Genomic DNA, 16,020 nt, shown 5'->3' on the forward strand with positions numbered 1-16,020 from the left:
CCTTTCCATGTGTTCATCCTTGATATGCCCATATGAGTGCTTGGTGGTCGGAGCCACGGATTCTCGCCAAAGGCACCGGATAGGGTTGCCGGCATGACTGAGTCGCACCCCAGGATCAGCAAGGCTGTCATTCCCGCAGCAGGTCTCGGCACCCGGTTCCTGCCGGCGACCAAGGCCACTCCCAAGGAGATGCTGCCGGTCGTGGACAAGCCCGCGATCCAGTACGTGGTCGAGGAGGCCGTGGCCGCGGGGCTCGATGACGTTCTCATGATCACGGGACGCAACAAGCGTCCCCTGGAGGATCACTTCGACCGCAACTACGAGCTGGAATCCGCCCTGGAGAAGAAGGGCGACGCGGAACGGCTCGCCAAGGTCCAGGAGTCCAGCGACCTCGCGACCATGCACTACGTGCGCCAGGGCGACCCCAGGGGCCTCGGTCACGCCGTGCTGTGCGCCGCCCCGCACGTCGGCCACGAGCCCTTCGCGGTCCTGCTCGGTGACGACCTGATCGACCCGCGCGACCCCCTGCTCCAGCGCATGATCGAGGTCCAGGAGCGGCACGGCGGCAGCGTCGTCGCGCTCATGGAGGTCGCGCCCGAGCAGATCCACCTCTACGGCTCCGCGGCCGTGGAGGCCACCGGCGACGCCGACGTCGTCAAGGTGACCGGCCTGGTCGAGAAGCCGGACCCGGCCGACGCCCCGTCGCACTACGCGGTCATCGGCCGTTATGTGCTCGACCCGCGCGTCTTCGGCATACTGCGCCGCACCGAGCCCGGCCGCGGTGGCGAGATCCAGCTCACCGACGCCCTCCAGCAGCTCGCCCAGGACGAGAAGGTCGGCGGGCCCGTGCACGGGGTCGTCTTCGAGGGCCGCCGCTATGACACCGGCGACCGCGGTGACTACCTGCGTGCCATTGTCAGACTCGCGTGCGAACGTGAAGACCTGGGCCCGGACTTCCGTACCTGGCTCCGCAGTTACGTAGCCGAGGAGATGTAGCGAGTTGAGCAGCGCCGCGACCCCCGCCGCCGACCAGGACCGCCTCTGGTCCGTGGACGAGCACCTGGAGGACGTCCTCACCACCCTCCGCCCCCTCGACCCCATCGAGCTGCAGCTGCTCGACGCCCAGGGCTGCGTCCTGGTCGACGACGTCACCGTGCCGGTCTCCCTGCCGCCGTTCGACAACAGCTCCATGGACGGGTACGCGGTGCGGGTCGCGGACGTGGCGGGCGCGAGCGAGGAGTTCCCGGCCGTCCTGGAGGTCGTCGGCGACGTGGCGGCGGGCGCCGCCGAGCTGATCCACGTGGGTCCCGGCCAGGCCGCCCGCATCATGACCGGCGCCCCGCTGCCGCCCGGCGCCGAGGCCGTCGTACCCGTGGAGTGGACCGACGGGGGCCTCGGCGAGGGGCCCGTGGCCGGCATGCGCGCCCGCAGCCTCGCCCCCGAGGGCGCCACCGGGCACGTACGCGTGCACCGGCCCGCCGAGGCACGCGCGCACGTGCGCCCGAAGGGCAGCGACGTGCGGGCCGGCGACCTCGCCCTGGAGGCGGGCACGGTGCTCGGCCCGCCGCAGATCGCCCTGCTCGCCGCGATCGGCCGCGGCAGCGTACGCGTGCGCCCGCGCCCGCGCGTGGTCGTCATGTCCACCGGCAGCGAACTGGTCCAGCCGGGGGAGCAGTTGGCGAACGGCCAGATCTACGACTCCAACAGCTTCGCCCTCACCGCCGCCGCCCGCGACGCCGGAGCCATCGCCTACCGGGTCGGTGCCGTCGCCGACGACGCCGACGTCCTCCGGACCACCATCGAGGACCAGCTCGTGCGCGCCGACCTCCTGGTCACCACGGGCGGCGTGAGCGTGGGCGCGTACGACGTCGTCAAGGAGGCGCTCGCGCACGCCGGGGACGAGGACGAGCCGGGCGGCGGTGTGGAGTTCCGCAAGCTCGCCATGCAGCCCGGCAAGCCGCAGGGCTTCGGCTCGATCGGCCCCGACCACACCCCGCTGCTGGCCCTGCCCGGCAATCCGGTGTCGTCGTACGTCTCCTTCGAGCTGTTCGTCCGCCCCGCCATCCGCACCCTGATGGGGCTCGACGACGTCCACCGCCCCAGGACGCGGGCCACCCTGAAGGCGGACAAGGCGCTGAGCTCGCCCCCGCGGCGCAGGCAGTTCCTGCGGGGCTCGTACGCCGACGGCGAGGTGGTGCCCGTCGGCGGCTCCGGCTCGCACCTGATCGCCGCCCTGGCGCACGCCGACGCGCTGATCGTCGTCCCCGAGGACGTCGACACCGTCGAGCCGGGCACCGAGGTCGAGGTCGTCCTGCTCGGCTGACCCCCCGGCGCGCGGCGCCCCGCACCGGCGTGCGCCCGCGGGCCGCGCGCCCCCGGCGTCCCCCGCCGGGGATCACGGGGTCCTGCTCGGGTGGACGCGCGGACTTGGCGGTACCGTGTCGCGCACGACAGGCCCGCTCACCGCACCGCGCGGGCCCTACCCGGGAGCGCCGCACACCATGAGTACGCAGGACCGACTGACGCACATCGACGAGGCGGGCGCGGCCCGCATGGTCGACGTATCCGGGAAGGACGTGACCGCGCGCACCGCCCGCGCCAGCGGCCGCGTCCTCGTCTCGCCCCGTGTGGTCGAGCTGCTGCGCGGGGAGGGCGTCCCCAAGGGAGACGCACTGGCCACCGCCCGTATCGCGGGCATCATGGGTGCCAAGCGGACCCCGGACCTCATCCCGCTGTGTCACCCCTTGGCGGTCTCCGGTGTGAAACTGGACCTGTCGGTCGCGGACGACGCCGTGGAGATCCTGGCCACCGTGAAGACCACGGACCGTACGGGCGTCGAGATGGAGGCCCTGACCGCGGTGTCGGTGGCCGCCCTCACCGTGATCGACATGGTCAAGGCGGTCGACAAGGGAGCGGTCATCACGGACGTGCGGGTGGAGGAGAAGACCGGCGGCAAGTCGGGCGACTGGAGCCGGACGTGAGCGCGGGGGCGTACCGCGCGCTCGTCGTCACGGCGTCCAACCGCGCCGCCGCGGGCGTCTACGAGGACAAGGGCGGCCCGCTGATCGCCGACGCCCTCGCGCGCTTCGGCTTCGCCGTGGACGGGCCGCGCGTGGTGCCCGACGGCGACCCCGTGCGGGACGCGCTGCGCGCCGCCGTGGAGGCCGGGTACGACGTCGTCGTCACCACCGGGGGCACGGGCATCTCGCCCACCGACCGCACGCCCGAGGCGACGCGCGAGGTGATCGACCGCGAGGTGCCGGGCATCGCGGAGGCCGTCCGGGCGTACGGCCGCGACAAGGTGCCGACCGCCGCGCTCTCCCGGGGCCTGGCCGGGGTCGCGAGCGGCACGCTGATCGTCAATCTGCCGGGTTCCTCGGGCGGGGTGAAGGACGGGCTGGCCGTCCTGGAACCCCTCCTGGTCCACGCCGTCGACCAGATCCGCGGCGGCGACCACCCCAGACCCGGTGCCATCAGTGGGGGTGCGAGCTGAACAGCCCATCCTGGCCCGTCGTGCTGGTGGACGGCGACATCGTCCTCAGGCCCATAAGGCTGCGCGACCAGCGGGTCTGGCGCGAGGTGAACCGGCGCAACCGGGACTGGCTGCGTCCGTGGGAGGCGACGATCCCGCCGCCGACGCCCAGCGGTCCTGTCACGCACCGGCCGACCTACCGCCAGATGGTCCGGCACCTGCGGGCCGAGGCGAACGCCGGCCGGATGCTGCCGTTCGTCATCGAGTACCAGGGGCGGCTGGTCGGGCAGTTGACGGTCGCCGGGATCACCTGGGGCTCGATGTGCTCGGGGCACGTCGGCTACTGGGTGGACCAGTCGGTGGCCGGGCGCGGGGTCATGCCGACGGCGGTGGCGCTCGTCGTGGACCACTGTTTCCGCACGGTCGGGCTGCACCGCGTCGAGGTCTGCATTCGTCCCGAGAACCGGCCCAGCCGGCGGGTCGTGGAGAAACTCGGATTCCGCGAGGAGGGGTTGCGTCCGCGATATCTCCACATCGACGGGGCCTGGCGCGACCACCTCGTCTTCGCGCTCACCGCGGAAGAGGTGCCCGAGGGATTGCTCGCCCGCTGGCGCCGGGAACGCTCCCAGCGGGCCCAGGAGTCAGGCGGGTCCGCGAACAGCGTGCCCCGGAATCCGCAGAACACTCCGGGGAATCCCGGGTAGCCCCGGAAATTGAATAAGTGTTCGAAATTGATCGGCCGCCGACCGTCTCGGAGCCGGTAATTCGCGGCAACGGCGGCCCGCTGATCGGATGCGTCACACAAAAAGCTCGAAATATCAGCCAGATCGTGCGACACACCGACGCAATTGGCGGATGGCCTCAGGGAAACCCCTCTACCGTGTGAGGCGTGAGCAGCAGCGGCCTCATCTACGCAGTCATTGTCGGGGCCTGGGCCGCCTACTTGGTGCCGATGTGGCTCCGTAGGCAGGACGAGCTGAACGAGGCCCGTCCGACGGAACGCTTCAGCACCGCCATCCGGCTGCTGTCCGGACGGGCGGGCATGGAGCGCCGTTACGCCAGGGACCTGCGGGCGCGCTCCGCCCATGAGGGGGAGCCCGACGCCCGCGACCCGGGCGACGCCACCGACTCGGTGGACGTCCGGGCCTTCGCCATGCCGCCGACGCGCCGTCAGGCGCGGGCGGACGTGGAGCCGGAGGCACCGGCGCCCCCGGAACAGGAGCACGAACGCGCGAGCGCCCCGGCGCACGCGTCGGCTTCCGCGCCGGCGCGGAAGCGTGACTCCGCGCCCCCGGCACCCGCGCCCGCCCCGGCGCCCAACTCCGCACCCGAGCCCGCGCGCAAGCGTGTGCCGGCAGCGCGGCGCACGCCCTCGGCCTCGACGCAGGCGGCCGCCGCGCGCGCCCGGCGCTCGAAGGTCCTCGCGCGCCGTCGGCGCAGCACCGTGGTGCTCTTCCTCGCCTTCACGCTCGGCGCGATCGTCGCCGCCGTCGGCGGGCTCGCGTTCCTCTGGGCGCCCGGCGTGCCCGCCGTGCTGCTCAGCGCGTACATCGCGTATCTGCGCTCCCAGGAGCGCCGCCGGTTCGCCTACCAGATGGACCGGCGCCAGGCCGAGGCCGCCGCGCAGCGGCTGCGGGAGCGCCAGCCCCGGCGGCGCGCGCCCCTCGACGAGGGCGCGCTCCCCGACGAATCGGACGAGGGACCAGAGGACGTCCCCGACCCCGGACTGTCCGCGCTCGCCGCGGATCGGCGCGCTCTCGTCGAGCAGACGGACCACGCCGAATGGGTGGACCAGCAGCGTGAGCGCCGGCGGCGTCCCGAGCAGGGGGACAGCTGGGAGCCGGTCCCCGTGCCGCTGCCGACGTACGTCACCGCGCCGGTCGCGCCGCGCGCCACGTCCGACGTGGACCTGAAGGCGCCCGACGCGTGGAGTTCGGCGCGCTCCAGCTCCGTGGCGGGGTCCGTCGCGGCGGAGCAGGAGACGAAGCCCGCGGAGCAGCCGGAGACGGCGCCGACGCGGGAGCCGGTGACCGTCGCGGAAGACAGACCGGCGGCCGACGGGCGCAGTGACGCCCGCCGCGCCGCCTCCGCCCGCCGCGCGCGGGAACGTGGCCGCACACCGCTGTTCGACCAGTACGAGGACGGCGACCGGCCGCGCGCGGCCAACGAGTGACGGCCGTGGTCCCGCTCCGGGAACCCGCCCCCTGACCAGTCGGGGAACGGATTTCCAAGCACCCCGACGGGGGTGCTAGAGTTTCACTCGTTGCAAGGGCCTGTGGCGCAGTCCGGTAGCGCACCTCGTTCGCATCGAGGGGGCCAGGGGTTCAAATCCCCTCAGGTCCACGCAGCATGAAGCCCCGGTCGGCGAAAGTCGACCGGGGCTTCATCGTGTTCGGGGACGCGCGGGGGCCGACCCCGGAGGGTCGGCCGTGGCGCGGCCTACAGCGCGGTGCCCGGCCGGAGGGGCTTCGCGAAGCAGCGGCTCGACTCGTAGGCGCGGTAGTAGCCGAACTTGGTACAGGGCTCGTAGCCGCTGGAGGTGTACAGGGCGATCGCCTCCGGCTGCGCGGTGCCGGTCTCCAGGACCATGCGCACCCGGCCGGCCGCGCGGGCGTCCTCCTCCAGGGCGGCCAGCATGCGGCGGGCGAGGCCCCGGCCGCGCATCTCCCGGACCACGAACATGCGCTTGAGTTCGGCGTCGCCGTCCTCGTTGCCCTCGCCGTTCTCGTCCTGGCTGCGCCAGCCGCCGGTGGCCACCGGGCGGTCGTGCTCGTCGTACGCGATCAGATACACGCCCGCGGGGGGCTGGAAGTCCGACGCGTCGAGGACCGTGGCGTCGCCGCCGTCGCCGTAGCGCACGTGGTACTCCGCCTGGACCTCGTCGTTGAGTTTGACGGCGTCGGGGTGTTCGAAGGGGACGGGGCGTATATTCATGCTGGGCATCGTACTTCTATGCGGGTAAGGGAACCGGACGTCGTCCAGTGTGCCGGTATCGTGCCCTGGTGCTGACTGTGACCTCGGTGAACGTGAACGGACTGCGGGCCGCCGCGAAGAAGGGCTTCGTGGAGTGGCTGGCGGAGACCCCCGCCGACGTGCTGTGCCTCCAGGAGGTGCGTGCCGAGCCGGAGCAGCTGCCCGCGGGCGTGCGGCAGCCGGACGGCTGGCACGTCGTGCACGCCCCGGCCGCCGCGAAGGGCCGCGCGGGCGTCTCCCTCTACACGCGGCGCGAGCCCGACCGCGTCCGGGTCGGCTTCGGCTCGGCCGAGTTCGACACGAGCGGGCGGTACGTCGAGGCGGACCTGCCCGGTGTCACCGTCGCCTCGCTCTACCTGCCGTCCGGTGAGGTCGGCACCGAGCGGCAGGACGAGAAGGCGCGCTTCATGGGCGAGTTCCTCGTCCACCTCAAGGAGCTGCGCGAGCGGGCCGCGGCCGAGGGGCGGGAGGTCGTCGTCTGCGGCGACTGGAACATCGCCCACCGGCAGGCCGACCTCAAGAACTGGCGCGGCAACACCAAGAACTCCGGCTTCCTGCCCGAGGAGCGCGAGTGGCTGGGCGCGGTCCTCGACCCGGCGGACGGCGGTTACGTCGACGTCGTGCGCGCGCTGCACCCGGACGTCGAGGGGCCGTACTCCTGGTGGTCCTACCGGGGACGGGCCTTCGACAACGACTCCGGCTGGCGGATCGACTACCAGTGCGCGACACCGCGGCTCGCGGGCCGGGCGGTCAAGGCGGTCGTGGAGCGCGCGGCCACGCACGCCGAGCGGTGGTCCGACCACGCGCCCGTGACCGTCGTCTACGACCTCTAGCGGCACTCCACGGCCGCCGACGGCTCAGTCCTCCTTGCGCAGCCTGCGGTCGAGGGCGAGGGAGAGTTCCGCCTCCACCACGCTGCGGGCCAGCGGGCGCAGCCGCTGGAGGTCCTCCTCGGGGCCGTGACGCAGGATCAGGTCGGTGAACAGGGCCGCCAGGGCGTCGGCGTGCTCGCGGACGCGGGCGCCGGCCGTCAGGACCTCCGCGAGCGGGATGCCCTCGCGGACCAGGGCCGAGGAGACCTCCAGCAGACGGCGGCTGACGTGGACGATCTCGTCGCCGTCGGTGCCGAGGTAGCCGAGGTCCAGGGCGGCGGCGAGGTTCTCCGGGGTGACCTCGCCCTCGAAGCGGGCGGCCAGCTCCTCGGGTGTGAGGCGGACCGGCTCCTCCTCGGTGGGCGTGCCGACGCCCAGCAGGTCGGCGACGTCGCGGCCGCGGTCGAGGGCGTCGGCGAGTTCCGCGATGCCGTTCAGGGTGTGGCCGCGCTCCAGGAGCGCCGAAATCGTGCGCAGACGGGCCAGGTGGTGGTCGTCGTACCAGGCGATACGGCCCTCGCGGCGGGGCGGTGCGATCAGTTTGCGTTCGCGGTAGAAGCGCAGGGTGCGGACCGTGATGCCGGCCAGCCGGGCCAGCTCCTCCATGCGGTACTCGCGGGGGGCCCGCCGGTCCCCGGTCACGTCCTCGCCCCGTACTGCGTCTGCTGCCACTCCCGAAGCCTAGATCGTACCGGCGGTAACTTTCCTTCTCGCGACCCCTACCCATGAGTACGGAGCTGCCCTACCCTCCCATTGCGCCAGTGTTCACTGGCGGAGTCGGAGTGATGCCGGGAGGCTGCGGGATGGCCGAGCACGAGCACGTACGGGTGGCGGTGATCGGGTCCGGGTTCGGGGGACTGGGCGCGGCCGTGCGCCTGCGCCGCGAAGGGATCACCGACTTCGTGGTCCTGGAGCGGGCCGACGGCGTGGGCGGCACCTGGCGGGACAACAGCTACCCGGGGTGCGCCTGCGACGTGCCGTCCCACCTCTACTCCTTCTCCTTCGCGCCCAACCCCGACTGGCCGCGCACCTTCTCCGGGCAGGAGCACATCCGCGCCTATCTGGAGCACGTCGTCGACGCCTTCCACCTGCGGCCGCACATCCGGTTCGGCTCCGAGGCGAGGCTGATGAGCTGGGACCCGCGCAGGCTGCGCTGGAACATCGAGACCAGTCGCGGTCCGCTCGGCGCCGACGTCGTCGTCTCCGCCACCGGGCCGCTGTCCGACCCGAAGGTCCCGGAGATCCCGGGCCTGGACTCCTTCCCCGGCCGGGTGTTCCACTCCGCCCGCTGGGACCACGGCCACGACCTGCGCGGCGAGCGGGTCGCCGTGATCGGCACCGGCGCCTCCGCCATCCAGATCGTGCCGTCCCTCCAGCCGCTCGTATCGCGGCTGACCCTCTTCCAGCGCACCCCGCCCTGGGTGATGCCGCGCGTCGACCGGGCCATCAGCGGCGCCGAACGCACGCTCCACCGCAGGCTGCCCCTCACCGCGCGGGCCCGGCGCGGACTGCTGTGGGGCATCCGGGAGTTGCAGGTCCAGGCGTTCACCAAGCACCCCGAGGAGCTCGGGTTCGTCGAACGGCTCGCCAGGCGCAACATCGCCCGCGCGATCGAGGACCCGGCCCTGCGCGCCAGGCTCACCCCGGACTACCGCATCGGCTGCAAGCGGATCCTGCTGTCGAGCGCGTACTACCCGGCGCTGGCCCGGCCCAACGTGGACGTGGTCGCGAGCGGGCTCGCCGAGGTGCGCGGCTCGACCCTCGTCGCCGCCGACGGGAGCACGGCCGAGGCCGACACGATCGTCTTCGGCACCGGCTTCCACGTCACCGACATGCCCATCGCCGAACGGGTGGTGGGCGCCGACGGCCGGACGCTCGCGGAGAGCTGGAAGGACGGCATGGAGTCGCTGCGCGGGGCGTGCGCCACCGGCTTCCCCAACTTCATGACGATCATCGGGCCCAACACCGGCCTGGGGAACTCCTCCATGATCCTGATGATCGAGTCCCAGCTGAACTACCTGGCCGACTACCTGCGTCAGCTCGGTGTCCTCGGCCCGCGCGCCGCCCTCGACGCCCGGCCCGGCGCGGTACGCGCCTGGAACGACCGGGTGCAGGAGCGGATGCGGCGCACGGTGTGGAGCAACGGCGGCTGCACCAGCTGGTACCTGGACGCGAACGGCCGCAACACCACCGTCTGGCCCGGGACGACCACCGAGTTCCGGCGGGCCACCCGGCGCGTGGACCTCGCGGAGTACGAGGTCCTGCGCGTTCCCGCGCACAGCGGCGCGCGGACGGAGGTGGAGGCGTGAGCCTGCCGACGCACGCCGCCCCGAGCGCCTTCACGCCACCCGTCCCCGCCCGTGCCCTGACCGTGGTCTCCGCCGACGGCGCCCGCCTGCACGTCGAGGTGCACGGCCCCGACCACGCGCCCGCCGTCGTCCTCGCACACGGCTGGACCTGCTCGACCGCCTTCTGGGCGGCGCAGATCCGGGACCTCGCCGCCGACCACCGCGTCATCGCGTACGACCAGAGGGGGCACGGGCGCTCGCCCGTGAGCCAGGCGTGCACCACGCGCGCGCTGGCGGACGATCTGGAGGCCGTGCTCGCGCACACCCTCGCGCCCGGGGAGAAGGTCGTGATCGCCGGCCACTCCATGGGCGGCATGACCGTGATCGCCGCCTCCGCGCGCGAGGGCTTCCGGGAGCACGCGGGCGCGGTCCTGCTGTGCAGCACGGGAAGCTCACGGCTCGTACCGGAGGCACGTGTCGTACCGTTGCGCGCCGGACGCGCACGCACCTGGATCACGGCGCGCCTCCTGGGCTCGCGCGCCCCCCTGGGACCGGTCACGCCCCTCGCGCGCCGAGTGCTCAAGTACGCCACCATGGGCGCCGGTTCCACTCCCCCCATGGTGGAGGCGTGCGCGCGGATCGTGCACTCCTGTCCGCGCGCCGTGCGCGGCGCGTGGGCGGGAGTGCTGGGAACTCTCGACCTCGACCACGGCGTAAGGGAGTTGACGGTGCCCACGGCGGTCGTCGTCGGCACCGCCGACCGGCTCACGCCACCGGTGCACGCGCGGGCGCTCGCCGCCGCGCTCCCGGCGTGCGTCGGGCTGACCGAGCTGCCCGGCATCGGCCACATGACCCCGGTCGAGGCGCCGGGAGCGGTCACCGGCAGGATCCGGGAACTCGTCACCACCTATCCGATCGGTGAGCGGAACACGCACGTCGAGGAGGACGCATGAGCAGGGTCGGGCTCGCGGGGCAGGTCGTGGTGGTGACCGGGGCGGCGCGCGGTGTGGGCGAGTCGCTGGCGCGCAGGCTGTCCGCGCGCGGTGCGACGCTCGCGCTGGTCGGTCTGGAGGCCGCCGCGCTGAAGGAGGTCGCCGGGCGGCTGCACGGCGAGAGCGGCCACTGGTACGCCGACGTCACCGACCACGAGGCGATGGCGCGGGTCGCCCGGGAGGTCGAGGAGCGGTTCGGCAAGGTCGACGTCGTGGTGGCCAACGCCGGTGTGGCGGCGGGCGGTCCGTTCGCCGACTCCGACCCGGTGGCGTGGCGGCGGGTGATCGAGGTCAATCTGATCGGCTCGGCGGTGACGGCCCGCGCCTTCCTGCCCGCGCTCGTGGAGAGCCGCGGTTACCTGCTCCAGATCGCCTCGCTCGCCGCGATCACCCCGGCGCCGATGATGACGGCGTACTGCGCGTCCAAGTCGGGCGTGGAGGCGTACGCGCACAGCCTGCGCGCCGAAGTCGGCCACCAGGGCGTGCGGGTGGGCGTCGGATACCTGTCGTGGACGGACACGGACATGGTGCGCGGCGCCGACCGGGAGGACGTGATGCGGGAGTTGAGGCAGCGGCTGCCGTGGCCGTCGAACAAGACCTATCCGCTCGGTCCCGCGGTCGACCGGATCGTGGCGGGGATCGAGCGCCGGTCGAGCCATGTGTACGCGCAGGGGTGGCTGCGCGGGATGCAGGGCGTGCGCGGGGTCCTCCCGACGCTCGTCGGGACCGTCGGGCAGCGCGAGATGCGGCGGTTCGCGCCCCGGCTGCGGGGCATGCGCACGGGGCTCGTCGGGGCGGGAGGGGCGGCCGACGAACAGGAGCGCGCTACGCAGCGTGAGTGATCGACATGCGCAGCGTGGTCGCCCGTGTGAATCTGGTCGAGGCCCCACCGAGGGCCGATCAGGCCCCGCTCGGGGCCGTACCCCCACCCACCACGGGAGTGAACCCACATGGGTATGAAGGACCAGTTCCAGGAGAAGTCCCAGCAGGCCCAGCAGCAGGGCAAGCAGAAGGCGCAGCAGGGCCGGGACCAGGCCCAGCAGCAGGGCCAGCGCGGTCGCCGGCAGGGCGACGAGGAGATGAACCGCGCCCGCCGCGAGGGCGAGGACCGTCACGACCACGACTACGACGCCTGACGTCGTCCGCCGTGACGACCTGACGTCGGTGCCCGGCAGCCGGTGCGTGCCGCCGGCGGCCGGACGGCGAAGGGGCGCCCCTCCCGGGGGGCGCCCCTTTCACCTCGTCCCTCTCTCGACTCGCCCCACGCGGCGGGAGCTCTCAACTCGTCCCGCGCGGCGGGAGCTTGGGGCGGGAGCGGTCGGGGACGTCGCCGAGGTCCGGCGGTGTCGCGGCCGGCTGGGTGTCCAGCAGTTCCAGGGCCAGCTCCACCGCGCGGTCCATCTCGACGTGCCGGCCCTCCGCCCAGTCCAGGGGCGAGCGCAGCACCTCGATGTCGGGGGAGACGCCGTGGTTCTCCACGGACCAGCCGTACGCGTCGAACCAGGCCGCGTTCATCGGCACCGTGATGACCGTGCCGTCGCCGAGCCGGTGCCGCCCGGTCATGCCGACCACACCGCCCCAGGTGCGCTGCCCGACCACCGGACCGAGCCGGAGGAGCTTGATCGCCGCCGTGATCATGTCGCCGTCGGAGGAGGTCGCCTCGTCCGTGAGCGCCACGATGGGTCCCCGGGGCGCGTTGGAGGCGTACGAGACGGGCTGGGCGTCGCGGGTCAGGTCCCAGCCGAGGATGGTGCGGGTCAGCTTCTCCACGACGAGTTCGCTGATGTGGCCGCCCGCGTTGCCGCGCACGTCCACGATGAGCGCGGGCCGGGAGACCTCAAGGCGCAGATCGCGGTTGAACTGGGCCCAGCCCGAGCCGCCCATGTCGGGGATGTGCAGATAGCCGCACCGGCCGCCGCTCAACTCCCGTACGACCTGGCGGCGTTTGGACACCCAGTCCTGGTAGCGCAGCGGCCGTTCGTCGATCAGCGGGACCACGGCCACCCGGCGGGCCCGGCCCGTGCCGCCCTCGGCGGAGGTGAAGGTGAGCTCGACCGTCGTCCCGCCGGAACCGGCGAGCAGTGGGTACGGCCCGGTCACGGGGTCCACGCGCCGGCCCTCGACGTGGGTGAGCACGGCGCCCTCGCGGATGCCCGTACCGGCCAGCGGGGAGCGGGCCTTGGAGTCGGAGGAGTCGCCGGGCAGGATGCGCTTGACCGTCCACTCGCCGTCGCGGCACACCAGGTTGGCGCCGAGCAGGCCCTGGTGGCGCTGGTAGTGCGGCGGGCCCTCGTTGCGGCGGGCGGCGGTGACGTAGGCGTGGGAGGTGCCGAGTTCGCCGAGGACCTCGCGCAGCAGGTCGGCGAACTCGTCGGGGGTGGAGACCCGTTCGACCAGCGGGCGGTACTGCTCAAGGACCGCGTCCCAGTCGACGCCGCACATCCCCGGGTCCCAGAAGTAGGCGCGGATGAGGCGGCCGGCCTCGTCGTAGGACTGGCGCCACTCGGCGGCGGGGTCGGCCTCGTGCAGGATGCGACGCAGGTCGATCCAGACCGTCGTGTCGGCGTCGCCCGGCTCGGTCGACGGCACGGCGCGCAGTTCGCCCTCGTCGACGACGACGAGCCGGGTGCCGTCGCCGCTGATCCCGAACCAGTCGAGGTCGGAGGCGAGTGGGGACCTCTTGGCCTTGCCGATGCTGAAGTGCTCCAGGGTCGGCCTGCCGCTGGTGTCCGCCGGGTTGGCGAAGGTCTCGCCGAGCGCGCCGGAGATCGGCCAGCGCAGCCACACCAGGCCGCCGCCGGCCACCGGGTACAGCGCCGAGTACTTGGACGCGGTGACCGGGAAGGGCGTCACACGGCTCTCCAGGCCCTCGACCTCGACGGTGACGGCCGTGCCGTCGCCGGGTTCGTCCTCGACGGGGTCGAGTCCGCCGGCGGCGGGGCGGCCTTCGGGGTTCAGGGCGAAGGGGGAGGGGGTGGCCGAGGAGAGCGGGACGAGGTAGGGGCGGCAGCCGAGCGGGAAGGACAGGTCGCCGGTGTGCACGTCGTAGACCGGGTCGAAGCCGCGCCAGGAGAGGAAGGCCAGATAGCGGCCGTCGCGGGTGAAGACCGGGTTCTCGTCCTCGAAGCGGCCGTTGGTCACGTCGACGATCAGTCGCCCCTCCTGGCCGGGGCCCGGTACGCGGGCCATCTTGATCTGCCGCAGGGAGCGTCCGACGCCCGGGTGCGACCAGGTCAGCCAGGTCCCGTCGGGCGAGAACGCCAGGTCGCGCACGGGTCCGTTGAGCGACTGGATCAGCTCGGTGACCTCGCCGCCGGAGTCCTCGCCTGCGTCCAGGAGCAGCAGCCGGCCGTCGTGCGAGGCGACGGCCAGGCGCTCGCCGGGCGGGTCGGACACCAGCTCCAGGACGCGGCCGAGCGCGCCGGAGGCCAGCCGGCGCGGCTCGCGGTCGCCGCTGGCCCGGGGCAGTTGGGCGATCTCGACGGCGTCCTCGCCCTCCGCGTCGGTGACGTAGGCGACCTGCCCGGTGGAGCCGAGCATCTCCGGGAGGCGGACGCGTACGCCAGGGGTGTCGCTGATGGTGCGGGCGGGGCCGTCGCGGTGGGTGAGCCAGTACAGGCTGCCGCGTACGACGACGGCGCTGGCCCGGCCGGTCTCGTCGACCGAGAGGCCGTCCACGTGCTGGGCGGCCGGGACCGGGTGGCGGCGGCGTCCCGCGCGCGGGCCGGACAGCCGGACGTCGAGCCTGCGCGGCCGGGCGTCCGGGGAGAGGTCGTCGACGAGCCAGAGGTCGCCCGCGCACTGGTACACCACGCGGGTGCCGTCACTGGCGGCGTGGCGGGCGTAGAAGGCGTCGTGGTCGGTGTGCCGACGCAGGTCGGAGCCGTCGTACGCGCAGGAGTAGAGATTGCCGACGCCCTCGTGGTCGGAGAGGAAGGCGACGCGGCCCGCGACGAACAGGGGGGAGTGCAGATGGCCGTCGAGATCGGGCAGCAGCCGTCGGCCGTGCAGCCACAGCCGGCCCGTGGCGCCGCCCCGGTAGCGCTTCCAGGCGGCGGGTTCGTGCGGCGGTGCCCCGGTGAGCAGGAGGGTCCGGCGCTCGCCGTCGAGGTCGGCGACCTGGATGTCGCAGACCGGCCCCCAGGGCAGCCGGCGGCCGGGGTCGCCGTCGGGGGAGACCTTGTGGGCCCAGGTGAAGTAGGAGAAGGGCTGGCTGTGGGAGGCGACGGCGAGGATGTCGCCGTCCGGGGTCCAGCCGCAGACCCGGGTGTCGCTGCTGCCCCAGTACGTCAGCCGGGTCCCGGGCCCGCCGTCGACGCCGACGAGGTGGATCTCGGGCACCGGGTCGCGCCAGCTGGTGTACGCGATGTGGCGGCCGTCGGGCGAGAAGCGGGGGTGGCCGGTCTTGGCGCGGTCGACGGTGAGCCGCCACGCGCGGCCGGGCGGGTCGAGCGGGGCCAGCCAGAGGTCGTCCTCGGCGACGAAGCACAGCAGGTCACCGCTGAGGTGCGGAAGGCGCAGATAGCTCACCCACCCATGCTTTTCCGCCGACGGGGGCCCAGCAACTCGTGACCGGTGCCCGGCACCTTACGCGGACTTGACGGACGTGACCCAACCCACGTACGAAACAGTTTCGTTTCGATGAGGGCTGCGGTACATTCGTCATGTACGAAACCGTGTCGTTCGGAGCAGGAGAGGGTGAGGGACATGACCGAGGCCGCGACGGCGCGCCGCAGTCGCATCACACCCGAGCGCGAGGCCGAGTTGTACGAGGCCGTGCTCGACCTGCTCCGCGAGGTCGGCTACGACGCCCTCACCATGGACGCCGTGGCCGCCCGCACCCGCTCCAGCAAGGCCACCCTCTACCGCCAGTGGGGCGGGAAGGCCGAGCTGGTCGTGAAGGCCGTCCGGCACGGCAAGCGGCACCGCCTCGACGAGATCGACACCGGCAGCCTGCGGGGCGACCTGCACGCCATGGTGACGGTCGAGGACGACTGCACCATCGAGCAGAACTCCGCGCTCATGCGCGGCGTGGCCATGGCCATCCACTCCAACCCCGACCTCGGCCAGGCGTTCCGGGCCCATCTTCTGGACCCCGAGATGAGCGGGTTCCAGAAGGTGCTCCAGCGGGCGATCGACCGGGGCGAGGTCCAGGAGGGCCGCCCGGCGCTCGACTTCCTGCTGCACATGATGGTCGGCGGCTTCGCCACCCGGGCGCTGTTCGACGACCAGCCGCCCACTCAGGCGTTCCTCATCTCGTACATCGACGCCGTGGTCCTCCCCGCCCTCGGCGTCCCCACCGCCTGAGCAGTTCCTCACCGGCCTCACGGCCTCACCTGACGCCACCGCTCACGTCGTCGGGCCGATCACGCCTGCACCCACGGGCCGATCACCCCTGCCCTGAACACCCCACGACTGACCGG

Annotated in this window: 15 protein-coding genes and 1 tRNA gene; 13 read left to right on the forward strand and 3 right to left on the reverse strand. The window is 73.2% G+C overall.

What is annotated here, in order from left to right:
• The first annotated feature begins 93 nt into the window (after positions 1-93).
• The 7 genes from galU to AB0F77_RS05210 all read left to right on the forward strand — a co-directional run bounded on the left by galU (position 94) and on the right by AB0F77_RS05210 (position 5,815).
• Complete coding sequence (gene galU / locus AB0F77_RS05180) at positions 94-996, forward strand: UTP--glucose-1-phosphate uridylyltransferase GalU (RefSeq protein ID WP_361941681.1); 903 nt, start codon at positions 94-96, stop codon at positions 994-996.
• A gap of 4 nt (positions 997-1,000) precedes the next feature.
• Positions 1,001-2,323, forward strand: a complete 1,323-nt coding sequence (glp, locus tag AB0F77_RS05185; RefSeq protein ID WP_361941684.1) for a gephyrin-like molybdotransferase Glp — start codon at positions 1,001-1,003, stop codon at positions 2,321-2,323.
• A gap of 178 nt (positions 2,324-2,501) precedes the next feature.
• Positions 2,502-2,981 carry a cyclic pyranopterin monophosphate synthase MoaC gene (moaC, locus tag AB0F77_RS05190; RefSeq protein WP_361941687.1) on the forward strand — a complete coding sequence of 160 codons (480 nt, stop codon included), beginning with the start codon at positions 2,502-2,504 and terminating at the stop codon, positions 2,979-2,981.
• Positions 2,978-3,493, forward strand: coding sequence for a MogA/MoaB family molybdenum cofactor biosynthesis protein (locus AB0F77_RS05195; RefSeq protein WP_361941690.1), 516 nt, complete (start codon positions 2,978-2,980; stop codon positions 3,491-3,493). Before moaC ends, AB0F77_RS05195 begins: the two co-directional genes overlap by 4 nt.
• Before the next feature lie 20 nt (positions 3,494-3,513).
• Positions 3,514-4,176, forward strand: a complete 663-nt coding sequence (locus tag AB0F77_RS05200; RefSeq protein WP_361941693.1) for a GNAT family protein — start codon at positions 3,514-3,516, stop codon at positions 4,174-4,176.
• Between the two features lie 185 nt (positions 4,177-4,361).
• Complete coding sequence (glpR, locus tag AB0F77_RS05205) at positions 4,362-5,645, forward strand: gephyrin-like molybdotransferase receptor GlpR (RefSeq protein WP_361941696.1); 1,284 nt, start codon at positions 4,362-4,364, stop codon at positions 5,643-5,645.
• A gap of 96 nt (positions 5,646-5,741) precedes the next feature.
• Positions 5,742-5,815, forward strand: a tRNA-Ala gene (locus AB0F77_RS05210).
• Positions 5,816-5,911: 96 nt separating this feature from the next.
• On the opposite strand, the gene AB0F77_RS05215 is transcribed toward AB0F77_RS05210, so the two are convergent.
• Positions 5,912-6,406: a GNAT family N-acetyltransferase gene (locus AB0F77_RS05215; RefSeq protein ID WP_361941699.1), complete on the reverse strand. Its 495-nt coding sequence runs from the start codon at positions 6,404-6,406 to the stop codon at positions 5,912-5,914.
• Positions 6,407-6,474: 68 nt separating this feature from the next.
• Here AB0F77_RS05215 and AB0F77_RS05220 point away from each other — a divergent pair, with 68 nt between their 5' ends.
• Entirely contained in the window at positions 6,475-7,278 is an 804-nt protein-coding gene (locus AB0F77_RS05220) for an exodeoxyribonuclease III (RefSeq protein WP_361941702.1), read from the forward strand.
• Between the two features lie 24 nt (positions 7,279-7,302).
• Here the strand turns inward: AB0F77_RS05220 and AB0F77_RS05225 are convergent, their stop codons facing one another.
• Positions 7,303-7,923, reverse strand: a complete 621-nt coding sequence (locus AB0F77_RS05225; RefSeq protein ID WP_361942542.1) for a MerR family transcriptional regulator — start codon at positions 7,921-7,923, stop codon at positions 7,303-7,305.
• Positions 7,924-8,120: 197 nt separating this feature from the next.
• On the opposite strand from AB0F77_RS05225, the gene AB0F77_RS05230 reads away from it, so the two are divergent.
• From AB0F77_RS05230 to AB0F77_RS05245, 4 genes are all read left to right on the forward strand, one after another.
• On the forward strand, positions 8,121-9,626 hold the full coding sequence (locus AB0F77_RS05230) for an NAD(P)/FAD-dependent oxidoreductase (protein WP_361941705.1): 1,506 nt from the start codon (positions 8,121-8,123) through the stop codon (positions 9,624-9,626).
• Positions 9,623-10,558: an alpha/beta hydrolase gene (locus AB0F77_RS05235; protein ID WP_361941708.1), complete on the forward strand. Its 936-nt coding sequence runs from the start codon at positions 9,623-9,625 to the stop codon at positions 10,556-10,558. The genes AB0F77_RS05230 and AB0F77_RS05235 overlap by 4 nt, the downstream gene beginning before the upstream one ends.
• Positions 10,555-11,439 carry an SDR family oxidoreductase gene (locus tag AB0F77_RS05240; protein ID WP_361941710.1) on the forward strand — a complete coding sequence of 295 codons (885 nt, stop codon included), beginning with the start codon at positions 10,555-10,557 and terminating at the stop codon, positions 11,437-11,439. The genes AB0F77_RS05235 and AB0F77_RS05240 overlap by 4 nt, the downstream gene beginning before the upstream one ends.
• 108 nt (positions 11,440-11,547) lie before the next feature.
• Positions 11,548-11,733, forward strand: coding sequence for a hypothetical protein (locus AB0F77_RS05245; RefSeq protein WP_361941713.1), 186 nt, complete (start codon positions 11,548-11,550; stop codon positions 11,731-11,733).
• Between the two features lie 142 nt (positions 11,734-11,875).
• Here AB0F77_RS05245 and AB0F77_RS05250 read toward each other — a convergent pair whose 3' ends face one another.
• Positions 11,876-15,127, reverse strand: a complete 3,252-nt coding sequence (locus AB0F77_RS05250) for a S41 family peptidase (RefSeq protein WP_361941716.1) — start codon at positions 15,125-15,127, stop codon at positions 11,876-11,878.
• Between the two features lie 177 nt (positions 15,128-15,304).
• Here AB0F77_RS05250 and AB0F77_RS05255 point away from each other — a divergent pair, with 177 nt between their 5' ends.
• Positions 15,305-15,904, forward strand: a complete 600-nt coding sequence (locus tag AB0F77_RS05255) for a TetR/AcrR family transcriptional regulator (RefSeq protein ID WP_361941719.1) — start codon at positions 15,305-15,307, stop codon at positions 15,902-15,904.
• Positions 15,905-16,020: the final 116 nt, after the last annotated feature.

Origin of the sequence: Streptomyces sp. NPDC026672, from assembly GCF_040638185.1 — a bacterium.
GTDB lineage: Bacteria > Actinomycetota > Actinomycetes > Streptomycetales > Streptomycetaceae > Streptomyces.

Coding starts and splice junctions, on each gene's coding strand:
- AB0F77_RS05215 (WP_361941699.1), bottom strand. CDS start 6,406: ATGAATATACGCCCCGTCCCCTTCGAACACCCCGACGCCGTCAAACTC.
- AB0F77_RS05230 (WP_361941705.1), top strand. CDS start 8,121: ATGGCCGAGCACGAGCACGTACGGGTGGCGGTGATCGGGTCCGGGTTC.
- AB0F77_RS05225 (WP_361942542.1), bottom strand. CDS start 7,923: ATGGAGGAGCTGGCCCGGCTGGCCGGCATCACGGTCCGCACCCTGCGC.
- AB0F77_RS05245 (WP_361941713.1), top strand. CDS start 11,548: ATGGGTATGAAGGACCAGTTCCAGGAGAAGTCCCAGCAGGCCCAGCAG.
- moaC (WP_361941687.1), top strand. CDS start 2,502: ATGAGTACGCAGGACCGACTGACGCACATCGACGAGGCGGGCGCGGCC.
- AB0F77_RS05255 (WP_361941719.1), top strand. CDS start 15,305: ATGACCGAGGCCGCGACGGCGCGCCGCAGTCGCATCACACCCGAGCGC.
- galU (WP_361941681.1), top strand. CDS start 94: ATGACTGAGTCGCACCCCAGGATCAGCAAGGCTGTCATTCCCGCAGCA.
- AB0F77_RS05240 (WP_361941710.1), top strand. CDS start 10,555: ATGAGCAGGGTCGGGCTCGCGGGGCAGGTCGTGGTGGTGACCGGGGCG.